Here is a 17,231-nt window from a genome sequence, read left to right on the forward strand (position 1 = left end):
CCATTCGCGATCCGTTCTCCACTCAGCGCCGGCCATCGGCCGGGATGAGGCCCCGTTCCTCGAGCGCCGTCCAGAGCTCGTCTGGGATGGCCGCCGACATGTGCCCGACGTTCTCCCGCACCGCATCGGGGCGGGAGGTGCCGACGACGACGGTGGCCACGAGCGGGTTCCGCAACGGGAACTGCAGCGCCGCCGCCGGAAGCTCGACGCCGAACTCCGCGCACGTCGCCGCGAGCGTCTGAGCGCGCTCCAGCACGTCGCGGGGCACGGCGCCGTAGTTGTAGGTCGCCTCGCTGTTCGGGGAAGAGGTCGCGAGCAAGCCCGAGTTGAACACCGCGGCATCGACGACGCGCACATCGCGCTCCTGGCATGCCGGGAACAGCTCGGCGAGCGCCGGCTGCTCGAGCAGCGTGTACCGGCCGGCGATCATCACGAGGTCGAGGTCGCCCTCGCGCACGGCGCGCGCCGCGACATCCGCGTCGTTCACGCCCACGCCGATCTCTCGCACGAGGCCCTCGTCGCGCAGGGTCGCCAGTGCCGGCAAGCCCTCGGCGAGGCCCCGCTCGAGGTCGTAGGCGTCGGGGTCGTGCAGGTACAGCACGTCGACGTGGTCGAGGCCCATGCGCTCGAGGGATGCCTCGAGGCTGCGCCGGATCCCGGACAGGCTGGGGTCGTACACCCGCACCTGGTCGTCGGGTACGTCGAAGCCGTGGTCCAGGTCGCGTCCGCCGTCGAAGTCGGGATTCGGCGCCAGCAGCCGGCCGACCTTCGTCGAGACGACGAACTCGTCGCGCGGCTTCTGCCGGAGGAACGAGCCGAGGCGCCGCTCCGAGAGGCCGAGCCCGTAGTGCGGCGCGGTGTCGAAGGTGCGGATGCCGCCGTCCCACGCCGCCTCGAGGGCGAGCTGCGCGCGCTCGTCGTCGATCTCGCGATAGAGGTTGCCGATCGAGGCGCACCCGAAGCTCAGCGGGCCGAGGTCGATCGGAGCCGGCGTCGAGCCGCTCATCGCGCGACCATCTGCGGCGCGCTCCACGCGAACTCCGCGATCGAGGCCGGGAACATCTCGGTGCCGGCACCGGGTGCGCTCGGGGCGCGGTACCGACCGCGCTCCACGACCGTCGGGGTGACGAAGTGCTCGTGGAGGTGGTCGACGTACTCGACCATGCGACCCTCCATCGTGCCGGAGACGGCCACGTAGTCGAACATCGAGAGGTGCTGCACGGCCTCGCAGAGTCCGACGCCGCCGGCGTGCGGGCAGACGGGGACGCCGAACTTCGCCGCGAGCAGCAGGTTCGCGATGTTCTCGTTCACGCCGCCGACACGGGTGGCGTCGATCTGCATCACGTCCATGCCGCCGGCCTGCAGGAGCTGCTTGAAGATGACGCGGTTCTGCACGTGCTCGCCGGTGGCGACCCGGATCGGTGCGACGCCGCGGGCGATCGCGGCGTGGCCGAGGACGTCGTCGGGACTCGTCGGCTCCTCGATCCAGGCGAGGTCGAACTGCGCGAGCGCGTTCACCCAGGCGATCGCGTCGGCGACGTCCCAGCGCTGGTTCGCGTCGATCGCGATCGGGAAGTCGGGGCCGACCGTCTTGCGCGCGATGGCGAGGCGGCGGATGTCGTCGTCGAGGTCGGCGCCGACCTTCAGCTTGATCTGCGGGAAGCCGTCGGCGACCGCCTCCCGGCAGAGGCGCTCGAGCTTCTCGTCGGAGTAGCCGAGCCACCCCGGGCTCGTCGTGTAGGCGGGGTACCCGGTCTCCTGCAGCCGCGCGATGCGCTCGGCACGGCCGGGCTCGGCGGCACGGAGGATCTCGAGCGCCTCGTCGGGCGTGATCGCGTCGCTCAGGTAGCGGAAGTCGACGAGCGAGACGAGCTCTTCGGGGCTCAGGCTCGCGAGGTGCAGCCACAGCGGCTGGCCGGCACGCTTCGCACGGAGGTCCCACAGCGCGTTCACGACGGCGCCGATGGCCATGTGCATGACGCCCTTCTCGGGGCCGAGCCAGCGCAACTGCGAATCGTGCAGCAGCAGGCGCGATGCCGCGCCCATGTCGGCGAGCATCTCCTCGACGTCACGGCCGATGAGGTGGCCGCGGAGGGTGTCGAGCGCAGCGACCTCGACGTCGTTGCCCCGCCCGATCGTGAAGACGAACGCGTGCCCCTCGAGGCCGTCTGCGGCGTCGGTTCGGATCACCAGATACGCCGCCGAGTAGTCGGGATCGGGGTTCATCGCGTCCGACCCGTCGAGGGCGAGCGAGGTCGGGAACCTGATGTCGTGGGTATCGACGGCGACGATTGCGGTCATGGTGTCCTTTCGTGACAGTTCGATCCTAAACATCGGATGTATAGGGTGTCAATCTCGGGAACATGTGCCAGAATCGGCGATGTACCCGCGAATTCGTCGGAACGATCAGCCACCAGAAAGAGCACAGCATGAGATTCGCCCGCCTCGGCAACGTCGGCACCGAGATCCCCGTCGTCATCGACGGCGACCGTTCCCTCGACCTGCGATCGATCACCGCGGACATCGACGGAGCGTTCCTGAGCGGCGACGGCGTCGAGCGCGCTCGCGCCGCGGTCGCCGCCGGCGAACTGCCCGAGGTCGCCGACGCCGCAGCCCTCCGCACGGGCGCCCCGATCGCCCGCCCGTCGGCCGTCTACTGCGTCGGCATGAACTACGCGGCGCACGCCGCGGAGTCGGGTTCGGAGCCGCCGAAGCAGATCGTCATGTTCATGAAGGCCCCGAACACGATCGTCGGCCCGTACGACGACGTGGCCATCCCGCGCGGCAGCGAGAAGACCGACTGGGAGGTCGAACTCGGCATCGTCATCGGTCGCCGAGCGAGCTACCTCGGCTCCCCCGCCGACGCCCGCGCCCACGTCGCCGGCTTCGTGATGGCCAACGACCTCTCCGAGCGCGACTGGCAGATCGCCGTCTCCGGCGGCCAGTGGTCGAAGGGCAAGAGCGCGCCCGGCTTCTGCCCGACCGGCCCCTGGCTCGCCACGGACGACGAGTTGAACGCCGACGACGTGCGCCTCCGCAGCTTCGTGAACGGCGAGCCCCGCCAGGACTCGCGCACCGGCGACCTCATCTTCGACATCGACACGATCGTGTGGACGCTCAGCCAGTACCTCGTACTCGAGCCGGGCGACCTCGTGCTCACCGGTACGCCCGAGGGCGTCGCCCTCTCCGGTCGCTTCCCCTACCTCTCCGCGGGCGACGTCGTCGAACTCGACATCGAGGGCCTCGGCGCCCAGCGCCAGCAGTACATCTCAGCCTGACCCGACCAGTACGACCCGGAAGGACACTCCCATGAGCAACGAATTCAGCGGCCTGGTCGCGATCGTCACCGGCGGTGCGTCGGGGATCGGCGCCGCGATCGCCGACCGGCTGCAGCAGGGCGGCGCCCGCGTGGCCGTCTTCGACCTGCAGCCGGATGCCGCGGCGCACGCCGATCTCGCCATCGCCGTCGACGTGGCCGACGATGCGAGCGTGCGCGCCGGCGTCGAGCGGGTCGCGAGCGAGCTCGGGCGCATCGACATCGTCGTGAACAACGCCGGCATCGGCGCGCAGGGCACGATCGAGGCGAACTCCGACGAGGAGTGGCACCGGGTCTTCGACATCAACGTGCTCGGCATGATGCGGGTCGCGCGCGCCGCGCTGCCGCACCTCCGCAACTCCCCCTCGGCCTCGATCGTCAACACCGCCTCGATCGCGGCGACCGCCGGCCTTCCCGAGCGCGCGCTGTACAGCGCGAGCAAGGGCGCCGTCGCCTCGCTCACCCGCGCCATGGCCGCCGACCATCTGCGCGAGGGCATCCGGGTCAACGCCGTGAACCCCGGCACCGCCGACACTCCGTGGATCGGCCGGCTGCTGGCATCGGCAGCCGATCCCGCCGCCGAGCGCGCGGCACTCGAAGCGCGCCAGCCGCACGGACGCCTCGTCTCGGCCGACGAGGTCGCCGGCGCGGTCGCGTACCTCGCGAGCCCGGCGTCCGGTTCGACGACCGGCGTCGAGCTCGCGGTCGACGGCGGCATGCAGGAGCTGCGGCTCCGACCCGCGGCGAGCTGACGCGGCGTCCGCCACCGCTGCTGACGCGGCATCCGCTGCCGTTTGTCGACGTGATGGTGCATCCGGCTGTGTTCGTTGTACAACGTGCACAGCCGGATCGCCGTCGCGCCCGATAGCCTGAACAGGTGAAGTTCGCGCACCTGAGAGCCGAAGGCCAGACGACCCCTCGGCTCGCGGCGGTGATCGCGGACTCGGCGCTCTTCCTCGACGAGTTCATGGAGCAGCCGCCCCGCGACCTGCAAGATCTCATCGAACGCGGCCCCGAGGGGCTCGCCGAGGTCCGCGAGGTGGTCGAAACGGCCGTCATGCTCGAGGCCGAGCTCACGCCGGTGGCCGCGCTGCGGCACTCCTCCGCGGTGCTCCGCCCAGCACAGGTCATCGCGATCGGCGCGAACTACGCGGCGCACGCCTCCGAGCTGAAGCTGCGCTCCGAGACGGCGATGACGATCTTCTCGCTCTGGCCGAACTCGCTCACGGCGCACGGCGCGACGACGACGTGGCCCGAGGACCTCACGACCCAGGTCGACTACGAGGCCGAGCTCGGCGTCATCATCGGGCGCCCCGCCCGCGGCGTGCACGTGCGCGACGCGCTCGACCACGTCTGGGGCTACACCGTCGTCAACGACATCACGGCGCGTGACATCCAGTTCAGCGAAGCCCAGTGGTCGCGCTGCAAGTCGTTCGACGGCTTCACCCCGACGGGGCCCGTCGTCGTCACGGCCGACGAGATCCCCGACCCGCAGAACCTCTGGCTCACCACGAACCTCGACGGCCACATCATGCAGGACGCCTCGACGAACGAGATGGTGCGCAGCGTCGCCGAGATCATCTCGCTGCTCTCGCGTTCGGCCACGATCCCCCCGGGCACGCTCATCTCGACCGGCAGCCCCGGCGGCGCCGGGTATTCGCGGAAGCCCCCGGTGTTCCTCCGCGACGGCTCGACCGTCACCGTCAGCGTCGAGGGCATCGGCTCGCTCACCACGCACTGCCGGGTCATCTGACCCGGCCGGGTTACTCGCTCGGTTCGCCCTGCAGGTCGATGAGCGGAATGGCCATCGTGATCGGGCGGATGCCCGAGAGCTTCGAGGGCTGCAGCTGCGCCATCACGGCCTCGCGACTCATGAGCCCGGCCTCGACCACGAGGTCGGCGACGGGCCGGCCCGTCTTCAGCGCGAGCTTGGCGAGGTTGGATGCCTCGGTGTAGCCGATGAACGGGATGAGCGCCGTGATGACGCCGACGCTCGAGGCGACCATGGCCTCGAGTCGCTCGACGTTCGCGGTGATGCCGTCGACGCAGTTCACGCGCAGGGTCCAGCACGCCTGGCGCATCCACGTGATCGACTGCAGGAGCGAGTGGGCGATCACCGGCTCGAAGGCGTTCAGCTGCAACTGGCCGCTCTCGGCCGCCATCATGACGGTGACGTCGGCTCCGGCCACCGCGTAGGCGACCTGGCTGACCGCCTCGGGGATGACCGGGTTGACCTTGCCGGGCATGATGCTCGAGCCCGCCTGTCGCGGCGGGAGGTTGATCTCGCCGAAGCCGGCCTGCGGCCCGGAAGAGAGCAGGCGCAGGTCGTTGCAGATCTTCGAGAGCTTGATCGCGCTGCGCTTGAGGGCGCTCGAGAACGTCATGAAGACGCCCGTGTCGCTCGTCGCCTCGATGAGGTCGGGCGCCGACACGAGTCGGAGCCCGGTGATCGCGCTGAGGTGCCGCACGGCGGCCGCCGCGTACCCGGGGTCGGCCGTGATGCCGGTGCCGATCGCGGTCGCGCCGAGGTTCACCTCGGAGAGGAGCTTGATGGTCTCGTTCAGGCGCTCGTGGTCTTCGCCGAGCGTCGTCGAGAAGCTGTGGAACTCTTGGCCGAGCGTCATGGGCACGGCGTCCTGGAGCTGGGTGCGACCCACCTTCAGCACCTCGTGGAACTCCTGGCCCTTGCGGCCGAACGAGACGCGCAGCAGGTCGAGCTCGCGCATCATCGTCGTGAGCGAGAACGTCATCGCGAGCTTGACCGCGGTGGGATACGTGTCGTTCGTCGACTGGCTCCGGTTGACGTCGTCGATCGGGTGCAGCACGTCGTAGCGACCCTTGGGGTAGCCGGCGATCTCGAGCGCGAGGTTCGCGATGACCTCGTTCGCGTTCATGTTCGTCGAGGTGCCCGCGCCGCCCTGGATCACGCCGACCACGAACTGGTCGTGGAGCTCGCCGTCGATGATGCGCTGGCAGGCGTCGTCGATCCACGCGGCCTTCTGGTCGGTGAGCACGCCGACCTCGCGGTTGGCGCGCGCCGCGGCCTGCTTGACCGAGGCCAGCGCGACGACGAGATCGGGGTAGACGGAGATCGGGCGCTTGGAGATCGGGAAGTTCTCGAGCGCCCGCATCGTGTGCACGCCCCAGTAGGCGTCGGCGGGAACCTCCACCGAGCCGAGGGAGTCGGTCTCGGTGCGGGTGGGCGGGTGAGTGCCGTTTCCGGCGAGCGTCGGGTCGATGTACGTGTCGTCGGTGGACTGATCGCCGGTGGGCTGGGGCTCGTGCATGTCTTCCTCCACGGAGTCGCGCGCGAGTGGACGTCGAGGGGTGTCGACGCCCCGCAGCCGGCTCCATCGCCTGGGGTCTGCGCGGGATCGCCGCGCTCGTACTCGACATCGAGCCTATCGCCGCCTGCCCCGACCAGACGAATGCGGCGGGGCGCCCCCACGCCCCGCCGCATCCCCTCCGGAGGCTAGACCCTGTCGGTCTCGTCGACGCCGTCGGTCGCGAGCAGCTCGCTCTCGACGGTGCCGCCGTACCCCTCGGCCTGCGGGTCGCCGTGGAGGCCGCCCGAGACGGCGTACTCCTCCTCGGGCGACAGGATCAGCCGGTGCCGGCCCCAGAGGGCGAAGATCGCGAGCATCACGGCGTAGACGACGCCGATCGCGATGATCGCGGGCACGAACGTCGGGTTGAGGAGGAAGCCCAGGAAGATGAGGGCGGCGATGAGCGCGGCCACCACGGCACCGGGCACGCCCCACGGGCTGACGTAGGGCCGCTTGGCGTTCGGGTACTTGCGCCGGAGGATCACGAAGGCGACCATCTGCAGCAGGTAGGCGAGCACGGCGCCCCACACGGCGATGTTCAGCACGATGGCACCGGCCACGGCACCGGCCCCCGCCGCGTCGACCTGCGCGAGCACGTCGAGCACGACGAGCGCGGCGAAGCCGATGACGGCGCCCGCGACGAGCGCGACCCACGGGGTCTGGCGCTTGCCCGTGAGCGAGAGGAACTTCGGGTAGTAGCCCGCACGCGAGAGCGAGTACATGTTGCGGCCGTAGGCGAACATGATGCCCTGGAGCGAGGCGAGCAGGCCGATGAGCGCGAACAGTGCGAGCACCGCGGCGAGCTCGTCGCCGACGATGGCCCGGAACCCGTCGAGCAGCGGCTCCCCCGCGGTTCCCGTGGCCTCCGCGCCGACGACGCCGGTGTTGAGGAACAGTACGAGCAGTCCGGTCACGATGAGCGTGGCGCGCGCGATGAGTCCAGCCTTGGGGATGTCGCGGACCGGGTCCTTCGACTCCTCGGCCGCGAGCGGCAGCTCCTCGATGCCGAGGAAGAACCACATTGCGAACGGCAGGGCGAAGAGGATCGGCAGCACGCCGTGCGGCAGGAAGGCGGTCTGCCCGGCGTCGGGCACGATGTCGAAGAGCTTGTCCCACGAGAACTGGCCCGAGAAGAGCGCCATCGCGCTGAAGACGAGCAGGATCGCGATCGAGATGATCGAGACCACGATCGCGAACTTGAACGAGATGCTCGCACCGGCCGCGTTGATGCCGATGAAGACGAGGTAGAGGATCACCCACCAGATCCACTGCGGCATCGAGAACCCGAGCAGCTCGCTCGTGATCGCGTCGGCGTAGGACCCGGAGAAGAACACGATCACCGCGGTCGTCGCGACGTACTCGATGGTCTCGGCGAGGCCCGTCACGAAGCCGCCCCACGGGCCCATCGCGGCCCGCGAGAAGGAGTAGGCGCCGCCGGTGTGCGGCATCGCCGACGACATCTCCCCGATCGAGAAGATGAGCCCGTAGTACATGACGACGAGCACCGCGAAGGCGATCAGCATGCCGCCGAACCCGGCGAAGTCGATCCCGAAGTTCCACCCCGAGAAGTCGCCCGAGATGACGGCCGCCACGGCGAGGCCCCAGAGCCCCCAGACACCGGCGGTGCGGGTGAGCTTTCGTTTCTCGAAGTACCCGGCCTCGGCGGTCGTGTACTTGACTCCCGAGACCTTCAGCGTGTCCTTGGTCATGGCGGTTCCCTTGCTCTCTCGAAGCGCGCGGCCGGAGCAGCGCGGGGGTGGGATGCGTTGGCCTGAACTATAGGGCCCCCAATGGTTGCCCGTACAGACCTTTTCGAAAAGCACACGCATGAATCCACCGAGAACCATGCGGATATCGGCGAACCCATTCCATCCACCGTGTGGTGTAATGGTCGGCATCACCAACCATTCACGACCAACGGAGGCACAGCGGATGACGGCACCCACCGGATACCTCACCCTCGATGCCCTGCACGGCGCGGTCACCGACGGCCACGTCGACACCGTGATCGTCGCGTTCACCGATATGCAGGGCCGCCTCGTCGGAAAGCGAGTGTCGGCGCGGCTGTTCCTCGAGGACGTCGCCGCCCACGGCGCCGAGTGCTGCAACTACCTGATGGCGGTCGACGTCGACATGAACACCGTCGACGGCTACGCGATGTCGAGCTGGGAGCGCGGCTACGGCGACATGGCGATGATCCCCGACTTCTCGACGCTGCGCATGGCGCCCTGGCTCGAGGCGACGGCGCTCGTCACGGCCGACCTGGAGTGGCTCGACGGCACTCCCGTGGAGGCCTCGCCCCGGCGCATCCTGCAGCGACAGCTCGAACGCCTCGCCGAGCGCGGTCTCACCGCCTTCGTCGGCACCGAACTCGAGTTCATCGTCTTCGACGACTCGTTCCGCACGGCCTGGCAGAAGGGCTACCGCGACCTCACCCCGGCGAGCGACTACAACATCGACTACGCGCTGCTCGCGTCGACGCGCATGGAACCGCTGCTCCGGGACATCCGCAATTCGATGGACGGCGCGGGCATGTACTGCGAGGGTGTGAAGGGCGAGTGCAACCTCGGGCAGCAGGAGATCGCCTTCCGCTACACCGACGCGCTCGGCACGTGCGACAACCACTCCGTGTACAAGAACGGGGCGAAGGAGATCGCGGACCGGCACGGCAAGTCGCTCACCTTCATGGCGAAGTTCAACGAGCGCGAGGGCAACAGCTGCCATATCCACATCTCGCTGCGCGGTGAGAACGGCGAGGCGGTCTTCAGCGATCCGGATGCCCCGCACGGCATGTCGACTCTCTTCCGCCGGTTCCTCGCGGGCCAGGTGGCGGCGATGCGCGAGCTCACGCTCTTCTCGGCGCCGAACATCAACTCCTACAAGCGATACGTCGCCGGCAGCTTCGCACCGACCGCCATCGCGTGGGGACTCGACAACCGCACGTGCGCGCTGCGCGTCGTCGGGCGCGGGCTCGGCATGCGCGTCGAGAACCGGGTGCCGGGGGGCGACGTCAACCAGTACCTCGCCGTCGCGGCGCTCATCGCCGCAGGCCTCGCCGGCATCGACGGCGAACTCGAGCTCGACGAGCTGTTCGAAGGCAATGCGTACGAGAGCGACGTGGCGCGCGTGCCGGCCACGCTCAGGGAGTCGGCAGAGCTCTTCGCCGAGTCGGCGATCGCGCGGGAGGCCTTCGGCGACGAGGTCGTCGACCACTACCTGAACAACGCGCGCATCGAGCTCGCCGCCTACGACGCGGCCGTCACGGACTGGGAGCGGGTGCGTGGTTTCGAACGACTCTGAGCCGACGCGCATCCCGACGCGCCCGCCAGTCGCTCCGGCACCGGTGATCGGCATCACCACCTACCTCGAGCAGGCGCAGACGGGCGTCTGGGACGTGCGGGCCTCCTTCCTGCCGAAGGCCTACATCGACGCCGTGACCGACGCCGGCGGCATCGCCGTGCTGCTGCCGCCGCAGCCCGCCGACGCCGATATCGCGAGAGCCGTGCTCGGCACGCTCGACGGGCTCATCGTCTCCGGCGGCGCCGACGTCGACCCGGCCCGTTACGGCCAGGCCAGGCACGACCGCACGGGAGCCCCGCGCACCGACCGCGACGAGTGGGAGGATCGACTGCTGACGACGGCGATCGAGCTCGAGCTGCCCTTCCTCGGCATCTGCCGCGGCGCGCAGATGCTGAACGTCGCGCTCGGCGGCACGCTCGTGCAGCACCTGCCCGACATCGTCGGCAGCGAGGCCTACCAGCCGGGTCCGGCGCAGTTCGGCGAGACCTCGGCGACGGTCGAGCCCGATTCGCGGCTGGCGGCCGTGCTCGGCGAGACCGCCGCTCCCCTGCCGATCCACGTGTACCACCACCAGGCGCTCGACGAGGTGGCCGACGGCCTCCGGGTGACCGCACGCACCGACGACGGCGTCATCGAGGCGGTCGAGCTCGAGACGGTGCCGTTCGGCATCGGGGTGCAGTGGCATCCCGAGGAGAACGCCGCCGACCGCCGACTCTTCGCCGGGCTCGTCGATGCCGCACGCGCGCACCGCGCCGAACGCTCCGCGACCGCCTCCACCGAAAGGAACACGCCGTGACCCACACGATCGTCAACCCGGCAGACGAGAGCGTCGTCACGACGGTCGCCGCCGCCTCGATCGAGGACACGGATGCCGCGATCGCGAGGGCGGCGGCGGCGCAACGCGACTGGGCGCGACTCGCGCCCGTCGATCGGGCTCGGCTCCTCCGCCGCTTCGCCGACGCCGTTGACGGTGCGGTCGAGGAGCTCGCGGCCATCGAGATGCGCAACTCGGGGCATCCGATCACCCAGGCACGGTGGGAGGCCGGACACGTGCGCGACGTGCTCGAGTACTACTCGGCCTCCCCCGAACGCCTCTTCGGCCGGCAGATCCCCGTGGCCGGCGGGCTCGACGTCACGTTCCAGGAACCGCTCGGCGTCGTCGGGGTGATCACTCCATGGAACTTCCCGATGACGATCGCCGCGTGGGGCTTCGCACCCGCGCTCGCGGCCGGCAACGCCGTGGTGCTGAAACCCGCCGAGTGGACCCCGCTCACGAGCATGCGCCTCGCCGAGCTCGGCCTCGAGGCCGGCCTGCCCGACGGCCTCTTCCAGGTGATCCCCGGCAAGGGATCGGTCGTCGGCCAGCGATTCGTGACGAACGAGACCGTGCGGAAGATCGTCTTCACGGGCTCGACCGAGATCGGCAAGCAGATCATGTCGGGCTGCGCCGACCAGGTGAAGCGCGTCACGCTCGAACTCGGCGGCAAGAGCGCGAACATCGTCTTCGCCGATTCCGATCTCGAGCGCGCTGCCGCGACCGCGCCCTACGGGGTCTTCGAGAACGCCGGCCAGGACTGCTGCGCACGCAGTCGCATCCTCGTCGAGCGCAGCGTCTACGAGCGCTTCATGGAGCTGCTCGAGCCCGCCGTGGCCGGGGTGCGCGTCGGCGATCCCGCCGACGAGTCGACCGAGATGGGCCCGCTCGTCGCGGCCGCCCACCTCGACCGCGTGCGCTCCTTCGTTCCGGATGACTCGGAGCTCGCGTTCCGCGCAGCAGCGCCGACGGGCCCGGGCTTCTGGTTCCCGCCCACGGTGCTCACCCCGGCCCGCGACTCGCGCACCGCGCGCGAGGAGATCTTCGGCCCCGTCGTCTCGGTCTTCCCCTTCGACGACGAAGACGACGCCGTGCGCTTCGCGAACGCGAGTGAGTACGGCCTCTCGGGCTCGATCTGGACCCGCGACCTGAGCCGCGGCATCCGAGTCGCCCGCGCGATCGACTCGGGCAACCTCTCGGTGAACTCGCACTCGTCGGTGCGCTATTCGACGCCGTTCGGCGGGTTCAAGCAGTCGGGTCTCGGCCGCGAGCTCGGCCCCGACGCGCCGCTCGCGTTCACCGAGACCAAGAACGTCTTCCTCGCCGTCGATTCCCCGTCGGTCGAGTAGCGAAGCGTATCGAGACCCGAACCCTACGACAGGAGCACCATGACCGACCTTCCCCGCATCGACCTGACCCAGCGCCTCGCCGGCCGCGTGGCCGTGATCACCGGCGGCGCCTCGGGCATCGGCCTCGCGACCGCCAAGCGCCTCGCCGCCGAGGGCGCCAGCGTCGTCATCGGCGACATGGACGCCACGACCGGGCCGGCCGCCGCCGACCTCGTCGGCGGACTCTTCGTACAGGTCGACGTCACCGACGAGGCGCAGGTCGATCACCTCTTCGACGAGGCGGCCCGCGTGTACGGCTCGGTCGACATCGCGTTCAACAACGCCGGCATCTCCCCGCCCGACGACGACTCGATCGAGACGACCGAGCTGCCCGCGTGGCAGAAGGTGCAGGACGTCAACCTCAAGTCGGTCTACCTGTGCTCACGAGCGGCACTCCGGCACATGGTCGCACAGGGGCGCGGCTCGATCATCAACACGGCCTCGTTCGTGGCGGTGCTGGGTTCGGCGACCTCCCAGATCTCGTACACCGCCTCGAAGGGCGGGGTGCTCGCGATGAGCCGGGAGCTCGGCGTGCAGTTCGCCCGTCAGGGCATCCGCGTGAACGCCCTCTGCCCTGGCCCGGTGAACACGCCGCTTCTGCAGGAGCTCTTCGCGAAGGATCAGGAGCGCGCGCAGCGCCGGCTCGTGCACATCCCCGTGGGCCGGTTCGCCGAGCCCGAGGAGCTCGCGGCGGCGGTCGCGTTCCTCGCGAGCGACGACGCCTCGTTCATCACCGGCTCGACGTTCCTCGTCGACGGCGGCATCAGCTCGGCGTACGTGACTCCGCTCTAGGCTCGAAGCATGTCGGATGCGGAGCGGTACGAGCAGGCGGAGCCCACGGAGGGTGACAGTGCCGGGGCGTTCGGCGCGGAGGCGCCGAACGCCGAGGTGCTGAGCGCCGGGCTGCTGCTCACGCCCGCGCGCCCGGCCAACGCGTTCGAGGAGACCGTGCAGCGACTGCTGCAATCCATCCGCCTGGGGCTCATCGGCCCGGGCGAACGACTTCCCGCCGAACGCGAGCTCGCGACGATGCTCGAGGTCAGCCGTGACACGCTGCGGGAGGCGATCGCCTCGCTCGCCGAGGCCGGCTGGGTGGTGGCCCGGCGCGGGCGCTACGGCGGCACCTTCGTCTCCGACGAGCTGCCCGTCGCGCTCCCCGCATCGCGGGGCACGGCGGACGACCCGTTCGTGACGTCCGGACAGCTCGAGGACACGCTGGCGCTGCGTTCGGTGATCGAGGTCGGCGCCGCGAGGCGGGCGGCGGAGAGCGAGCTGTCGGGCAACGACCGCGAGCGGCTCTGGCAGGCCTACGAGGAATGCAGCGCGTCCACCGGTGACCAGTACCGCATGGCGGATTCGCGCCTGCACCTGCTGATCGCCGAAGTGCTCGGAGCGCCGAGCGTGATCCCGCTCGTCGCCGACGTGCGCATGCGCGTCAACGAACTGCTCGACGGGATCCCGCTGCTCGCGCCGAACATCGCGCACTCGAACGAGCAGCACCGTGCGATCGTCGGCGCGATCCTTCGCGGCAGCCCCGACGAGGCGGCAAGCGCCATGGCCGAGCACCTCGAGGGCACCGAGGCGCTCCTGCGCGGCTTCTACGCCTGACCGGCTCCTCAGGCCGAGCGGATGCCGCGGCATCCGCCCGCCCGGAATGCGGAAACGGGCCGCCTCCCGGAGGAGGCGACCCGTTCCCGAGCCCGGGGCGGGCTCACGCGCGAACTCAGAGGAACGCGAACGGCAGCATCGCGAGTCCGAAGACGATCGCGAGGAGCCCGAAGAGCACGGTGCCCGCGAGCATGACGCCGTTCAGCACGATGCCCCAGATGGCCATGGTGCGCGACGCGGGTTCGCGCTTCAGTGCCAGGATTCCGAGCACGAGCCCGGCCACCGGCACGAAGAAGGTGGAGCTCGCCACGATGGAGACGATGCCGAGCACGAGGCTCGCGATGCTGAACCCGGTCGTCTCCGCGGCCGGCGCGGCGTACGGGTTCGGCTCCGCGAACGGCGCCTGGGTTGCGGTGTCGGTGACGGTGGTCATGTTGTGCTCTCCTGTTCGTGGGTGCCCGTTTGTGGGCGTGCTTCCACGCTACGGACCCGCGGAATCACGCGGTATGGGGCTATCCCCCCGATACGATCGGATGGATCCCCACCCTTCGACTCCCATGAAACGGAGCAGCATGACTCTGCCCTGGACCGTCCACGGCGACGGCAAGAACGTCGCCCCCGGCGAGGTCGTCGCCCCCGGCGAGCGCCTGAGCTGGCCCCGCACGATCGGCCTCGGCGCCCAGCACGTCGTCGCCATGTTCGGCGCGACCTTCCTCGTGCCGATCCTCACCGGCTTCCCGCCCGCGACGACGCTGTTCTTCTCCGGCATCGGCACGATCCTCTTCCTCGTGATCACGAAGAACCGGGTGCCGAGCTACCTGGGCTCCTCGTTCGCGTTCATCGCCCCGATCAGCGCCGCCATGGGTGCGAAGGGCATCGGGGACCCCATGGGTGCCGCGCTCTTCGGCATCGTCGTCGTCGGCGTGCTGCTCGCACTCGTCGGCCTCCTCGTGCAGTGGGTCGGCACGCGCTGGATCGACGTGCTCATGCCTCCCGTCGTCGCGGGTGCGATCGTCGCGCTCATCGGCTTCAACCTCGCGCCGGCCGCGAAGAACAACTTCATGCTCGCCCCACTGACCGCCCTCATCACCCTCGCAGCGGTCATCATCGCGAGCGTCGCCTTCCGCGGCATCCTCGGTCGCATGTCGATCCTCGTCGGCGTCGTGATCGGGTACGTCGCCGCGGCGATCCAGGGCGAGATCGACTTCGCGCGCATCGAGGACGCCGCGTGGATCGGCCTGCCGACCTTCCACCTCCCGGCGAACCCGTTCGCCGACGCCGCCGTGTGGGGCTTCCTCCCCGCGTTCCTGCCCGTCGTGCTCGTGCTCATCGCCGAGAACGTGGGCCACATCAAGGGCGTCGCGCAGATGACCGACCCGTCGGTCAACCGATCGACGGGTCGCGCGCTCTTCGCCGACGGCCTCGCCACGACGATCGCCGGCTTCTTCGGCGGCTCGGGCACCACGACCTACGGCGAGAACATCGGCGTCATGGCCGCGACGCGCATCTACTCGACCGCCGCGTACTGGGTCGCCGGCATCGTCGCGGTGCTGCTCGGCCTCTCCCCCAAGTTCGGCGAGGTCATCAACACGATCCCCGCCGGGGTGCTCGGCGGTGTCACCACGGCGCTGTACGGCCTCATCGGCATCATCGGCGTGAAGATCTGGCTCGACAACAAGGTCGACTTCTCGAAGCCGGTGAACCAGTTCACGGCTGCCACGGCGCTCATCATCGGCATCGCCGACTTCACCTTCGCGGTCGGCGGCGTCTCGTTCAACGGCATCGCGCTCGGCACGATCGCCGCCATCGTGATCTACCACCTCATGAACGGCATCGCCAAGGCGCGCGGCACGGACTGAGCCGCCGGCTCGCACCGAGTCGAGCCACGAACGACGGATGCCCCGGGGCCGATCGGCCCCGGGGCATCCGCGTCTCAGTCGACGGTCAGGAGAAGAGCGCCTCGACCGGTCCGCGTGCGAAGTAGACGAGGAAGCCGGCCGCGACGACCCAGAGCAGCGGGCTGATCTCTCGGGCCTTGCCCGACAGCGAGCGCACGACGACCCAGGCGATGAAGCCCGCGCCGATGCCGTTCGCGATCGAGTACGTGAGGGGCATCACGGTGACGGCGAGGAAGACCGGCAGCAGCACCGAGAACTCCGAGAAGTCGATGTACCTGATCTGCGCCATCATGAGCGCACCCACGATGACGAGGGCCGCTGAGGCGACCTCCGTCGGCACGATCGAGACGAGCGGCGTGAAGAACATCGCGGCGAGGAACAGCAGGCCGGTCACGATGTTCGCGAGGCCGGTGCGCGCGCCCTCGCCGATGCCGGCGCCCGACTCGATGAAGACCGTGTTCGAGGACGCCGAGGCGTACCCGCCCGCGACGGCGCCGACGCCCTCGACGATCAGTGCGGACTTGAGACGCGGGAAGTCGCCCTTCGCGTCGGCGAGCTGCGCTTCCTTCGAGAGCCCCGTCATCGTGCCCATGGCGTCGAAGAAGTTCGTGAACACGAGCGTGAAGACGAGCATGACGGCCGCGAGCACGCCGATGCGCTCGAAGCTGCCGAACGAGACCTGTCCGACGAGCGAGAGGTCGGGCAGGCTCACGATCGAACCCGAGAGCTCGGGCACCGAGAGGCTCCAGCCGCCCGCGTTGAACGCGTCGCCCGCGAACATGGGGCCGATGTTCCAGATCGCCTCGACGACGACCGCGAGCACGGTGCCGGAGACGAGGCCGATGAGGATGCCGCCCTTGACCTTGCGCGCGACGAGGATGCCGGTGAGCAGCAGGGTGAAGATGAAGACGAGTGCGGGGACCGTCGCGACGGACCCGCCGATGCCGAGGCCGACGGGCGGCGACGCGGCGCCGGTCGACGTGACGAACCCGGCGTTCACGAAGCCGATGAACGCGATGAAGAGGCCGATGCCGACCGTGATCGCGAGCTTCAGCTGGATCGGGACGGCGTCGAAGATCAGGCGACGCAGGCCGGTGGCCGCGAGCAGCACGATGATGAGGCCGTTGATGACCACGAGGCCCATCGCCTCGGGCCAGGTCACCTGGCCGACCACGGAGACCGCGAGGAACGAGTTGATGCCGAGCCCCGCCGCGAAGCCGAAGGGCAGTCGGGCGACGAGGCCGAACAGGATCGTCATGACGCCGGCGGTCAGGCCGGTCACGGCCGAGACCTGGGCGAACCCGAGCTGGTTCCCGTCGACGTCGACGCCGGCCGACAGGATGATCGGGTTGAGGATCACGATGTAGGCCATCGTGACGAAGGTCACGATGCCGCCGCGCACCTCGGTGCCGACGGTGGAGCCGCGCCCCGTGATCTCGAAGAATCGATCGATCGGGTGCAACGGCTTCCCGCTCGCCTGCGGCGTCTCGGCGACCGACTCGGGGTTCGCCCCGCCGGTCGTCTCGGGGGTCGTTTCAGGGCTCGTTTCAGTGGTCATCCGGGAACCTTCGATGAGGGACG

Annotated in this window: 15 protein-coding genes; 9 read left to right on the forward strand and 6 right to left on the reverse strand. The window is 69.8% G+C overall.

From position 1 onward, the window contains the following. Positions 1–22 precede the first annotated feature (22 nt). Together ASD23_RS16270 and ASD23_RS16275 are read right to left on the reverse strand one after the other, a co-directional pair. Positions 23–1,006, reverse strand: a complete 984-nt coding sequence (locus ASD23_RS16270) for an aldo/keto reductase (RefSeq protein ID WP_056014917.1) — start codon at positions 1,004–1,006, stop codon at positions 23–25. Further along, entirely contained in the window at positions 1,003–2,301 is a 1,299-nt protein-coding gene (locus tag ASD23_RS16275) for an L-fuconate dehydratase (protein ID WP_056013811.1), read from the reverse strand. Before ASD23_RS16275 ends, ASD23_RS16270 begins: the two co-directional genes overlap by 4 nt. 128 nt (positions 2,302–2,429) lie before the next feature. Here ASD23_RS16275 and ASD23_RS16280 point away from each other — a divergent pair, with 128 nt between their 5' ends. The 3 genes from ASD23_RS16280 (at position 2,430) to ASD23_RS16290 (ending at position 5,069) form a co-directional block, all read left to right on the forward strand. Further along, positions 2,430–3,278: a fumarylacetoacetate hydrolase family protein gene (locus ASD23_RS16280; protein ID WP_056013814.1), complete on the forward strand. Its 849-nt coding sequence runs from the start codon at positions 2,430–2,432 to the stop codon at positions 3,276–3,278. A 31-nt stretch (positions 3,279–3,309) separates the two neighbouring features. After that, complete coding sequence (locus ASD23_RS16285; RefSeq protein WP_056013817.1) at positions 3,310–4,068, forward strand: SDR family NAD(P)-dependent oxidoreductase; 759 nt, start codon at positions 3,310–3,312, stop codon at positions 4,066–4,068. A 125-nt stretch (positions 4,069–4,193) separates the two neighbouring features. Continuing rightward, positions 4,194–5,069 carry a fumarylacetoacetate hydrolase family protein gene (locus ASD23_RS16290; RefSeq protein ID WP_056013820.1) on the forward strand — a complete coding sequence of 292 codons (876 nt, stop codon included), beginning with the start codon at positions 4,194–4,196 and terminating at the stop codon, positions 5,067–5,069. A gap of 10 nt (positions 5,070–5,079) precedes the next feature. On the opposite strand, the gene ASD23_RS16295 is transcribed toward ASD23_RS16290, so the two are convergent. Both ASD23_RS16295 and ASD23_RS16300 read right to left on the reverse strand, forming a co-directional pair. Beyond that, complete coding sequence (locus ASD23_RS16295; protein ID WP_056013823.1) at positions 5,080–6,603, reverse strand: aspartate ammonia-lyase; 1,524 nt, start codon at positions 6,601–6,603, stop codon at positions 5,080–5,082. Between the two features lie 185 nt (positions 6,604–6,788). Then, positions 6,789–8,351 carry an amino acid permease gene (locus ASD23_RS16300; protein WP_056013828.1) on the reverse strand — a complete coding sequence of 521 codons (1,563 nt, stop codon included), beginning with the start codon at positions 8,349–8,351 and terminating at the stop codon, positions 6,789–6,791. Positions 8,352–8,574: 223 nt separating this feature from the next. Between ASD23_RS16300 and ASD23_RS16305 the strand changes: the two genes are divergently transcribed. Genes ASD23_RS16305 through ASD23_RS16325 form a run of 5 tightly spaced genes read left to right on the forward strand, consistent with a single transcriptional unit; the run spans position 8,575 to position 13,752 of the window. Then, complete coding sequence (locus ASD23_RS16305) at positions 8,575–9,942, forward strand: glutamine synthetase family protein (RefSeq protein ID WP_056013834.1); 1,368 nt, start codon at positions 8,575–8,577, stop codon at positions 9,940–9,942. Continuing rightward, positions 9,923–10,738, forward strand: coding sequence for a gamma-glutamyl-gamma-aminobutyrate hydrolase family protein (locus ASD23_RS16310; RefSeq protein ID WP_082571605.1), 816 nt, complete (start codon positions 9,923–9,925; stop codon positions 10,736–10,738). Before ASD23_RS16305 ends, ASD23_RS16310 begins: the two co-directional genes overlap by 20 nt. Continuing rightward, positions 10,735–12,105 (forward strand): aldehyde dehydrogenase family protein, encoded by a 1,371-nt coding sequence (locus tag ASD23_RS16315; protein WP_056013837.1) that lies wholly within the window; start codon positions 10,735–10,737, stop codon positions 12,103–12,105. The genes ASD23_RS16310 and ASD23_RS16315 overlap by 4 nt, the downstream gene beginning before the upstream one ends. Positions 12,106–12,144: 39 nt before the next feature. Continuing rightward, positions 12,145–12,936 (forward strand): 3-oxoacyl-ACP reductase, encoded by a 792-nt coding sequence (locus ASD23_RS16320; RefSeq protein ID WP_200941744.1) that lies wholly within the window; start codon positions 12,145–12,147, stop codon positions 12,934–12,936. A gap of 9 nt (positions 12,937–12,945) precedes the next feature. Continuing rightward, a complete protein-coding gene (locus ASD23_RS16325; RefSeq protein ID WP_082571606.1) occupies positions 12,946–13,752 on the forward strand; it encodes a FadR/GntR family transcriptional regulator in 807 nt (268 codons plus the stop codon). Between the two features lie 115 nt (positions 13,753–13,867). On the opposite strand, the gene ASD23_RS16330 is transcribed toward ASD23_RS16325, so the two are convergent. Further along, positions 13,868–14,185 (reverse strand): DUF4190 domain-containing protein, encoded by a 318-nt coding sequence (locus ASD23_RS16330; protein WP_115962442.1) that lies wholly within the window; start codon positions 14,183–14,185, stop codon positions 13,868–13,870. A 139-nt stretch (positions 14,186–14,324) separates the two neighbouring features. Here ASD23_RS16330 and ASD23_RS16335 point away from each other — a divergent pair, with 139 nt between their 5' ends. Further along, positions 14,325–15,611 (forward strand): uracil-xanthine permease family protein, encoded by a 1,287-nt coding sequence (locus ASD23_RS16335; RefSeq protein ID WP_056013840.1) that lies wholly within the window; start codon positions 14,325–14,327, stop codon positions 15,609–15,611. Between the two features lie 85 nt (positions 15,612–15,696). Here ASD23_RS16335 and ASD23_RS16340 read toward each other — a convergent pair whose 3' ends face one another. After that, positions 15,697–17,208 carry an NCS2 family permease gene (locus ASD23_RS16340; protein ID WP_082571607.1) on the reverse strand — a complete coding sequence of 504 codons (1,512 nt, stop codon included), beginning with the start codon at positions 17,206–17,208 and terminating at the stop codon, positions 15,697–15,699. Positions 17,209–17,231 lie beyond the last annotated feature (23 nt).

The sequence above is a fragment of the Agromyces sp. Root1464 genome, from assembly GCF_001427265.1.
GTDB classification, from domain to species: Bacteria; Actinomycetota; Actinomycetes; order Actinomycetales; family Microbacteriaceae; genus Agromyces; species Agromyces fucosus.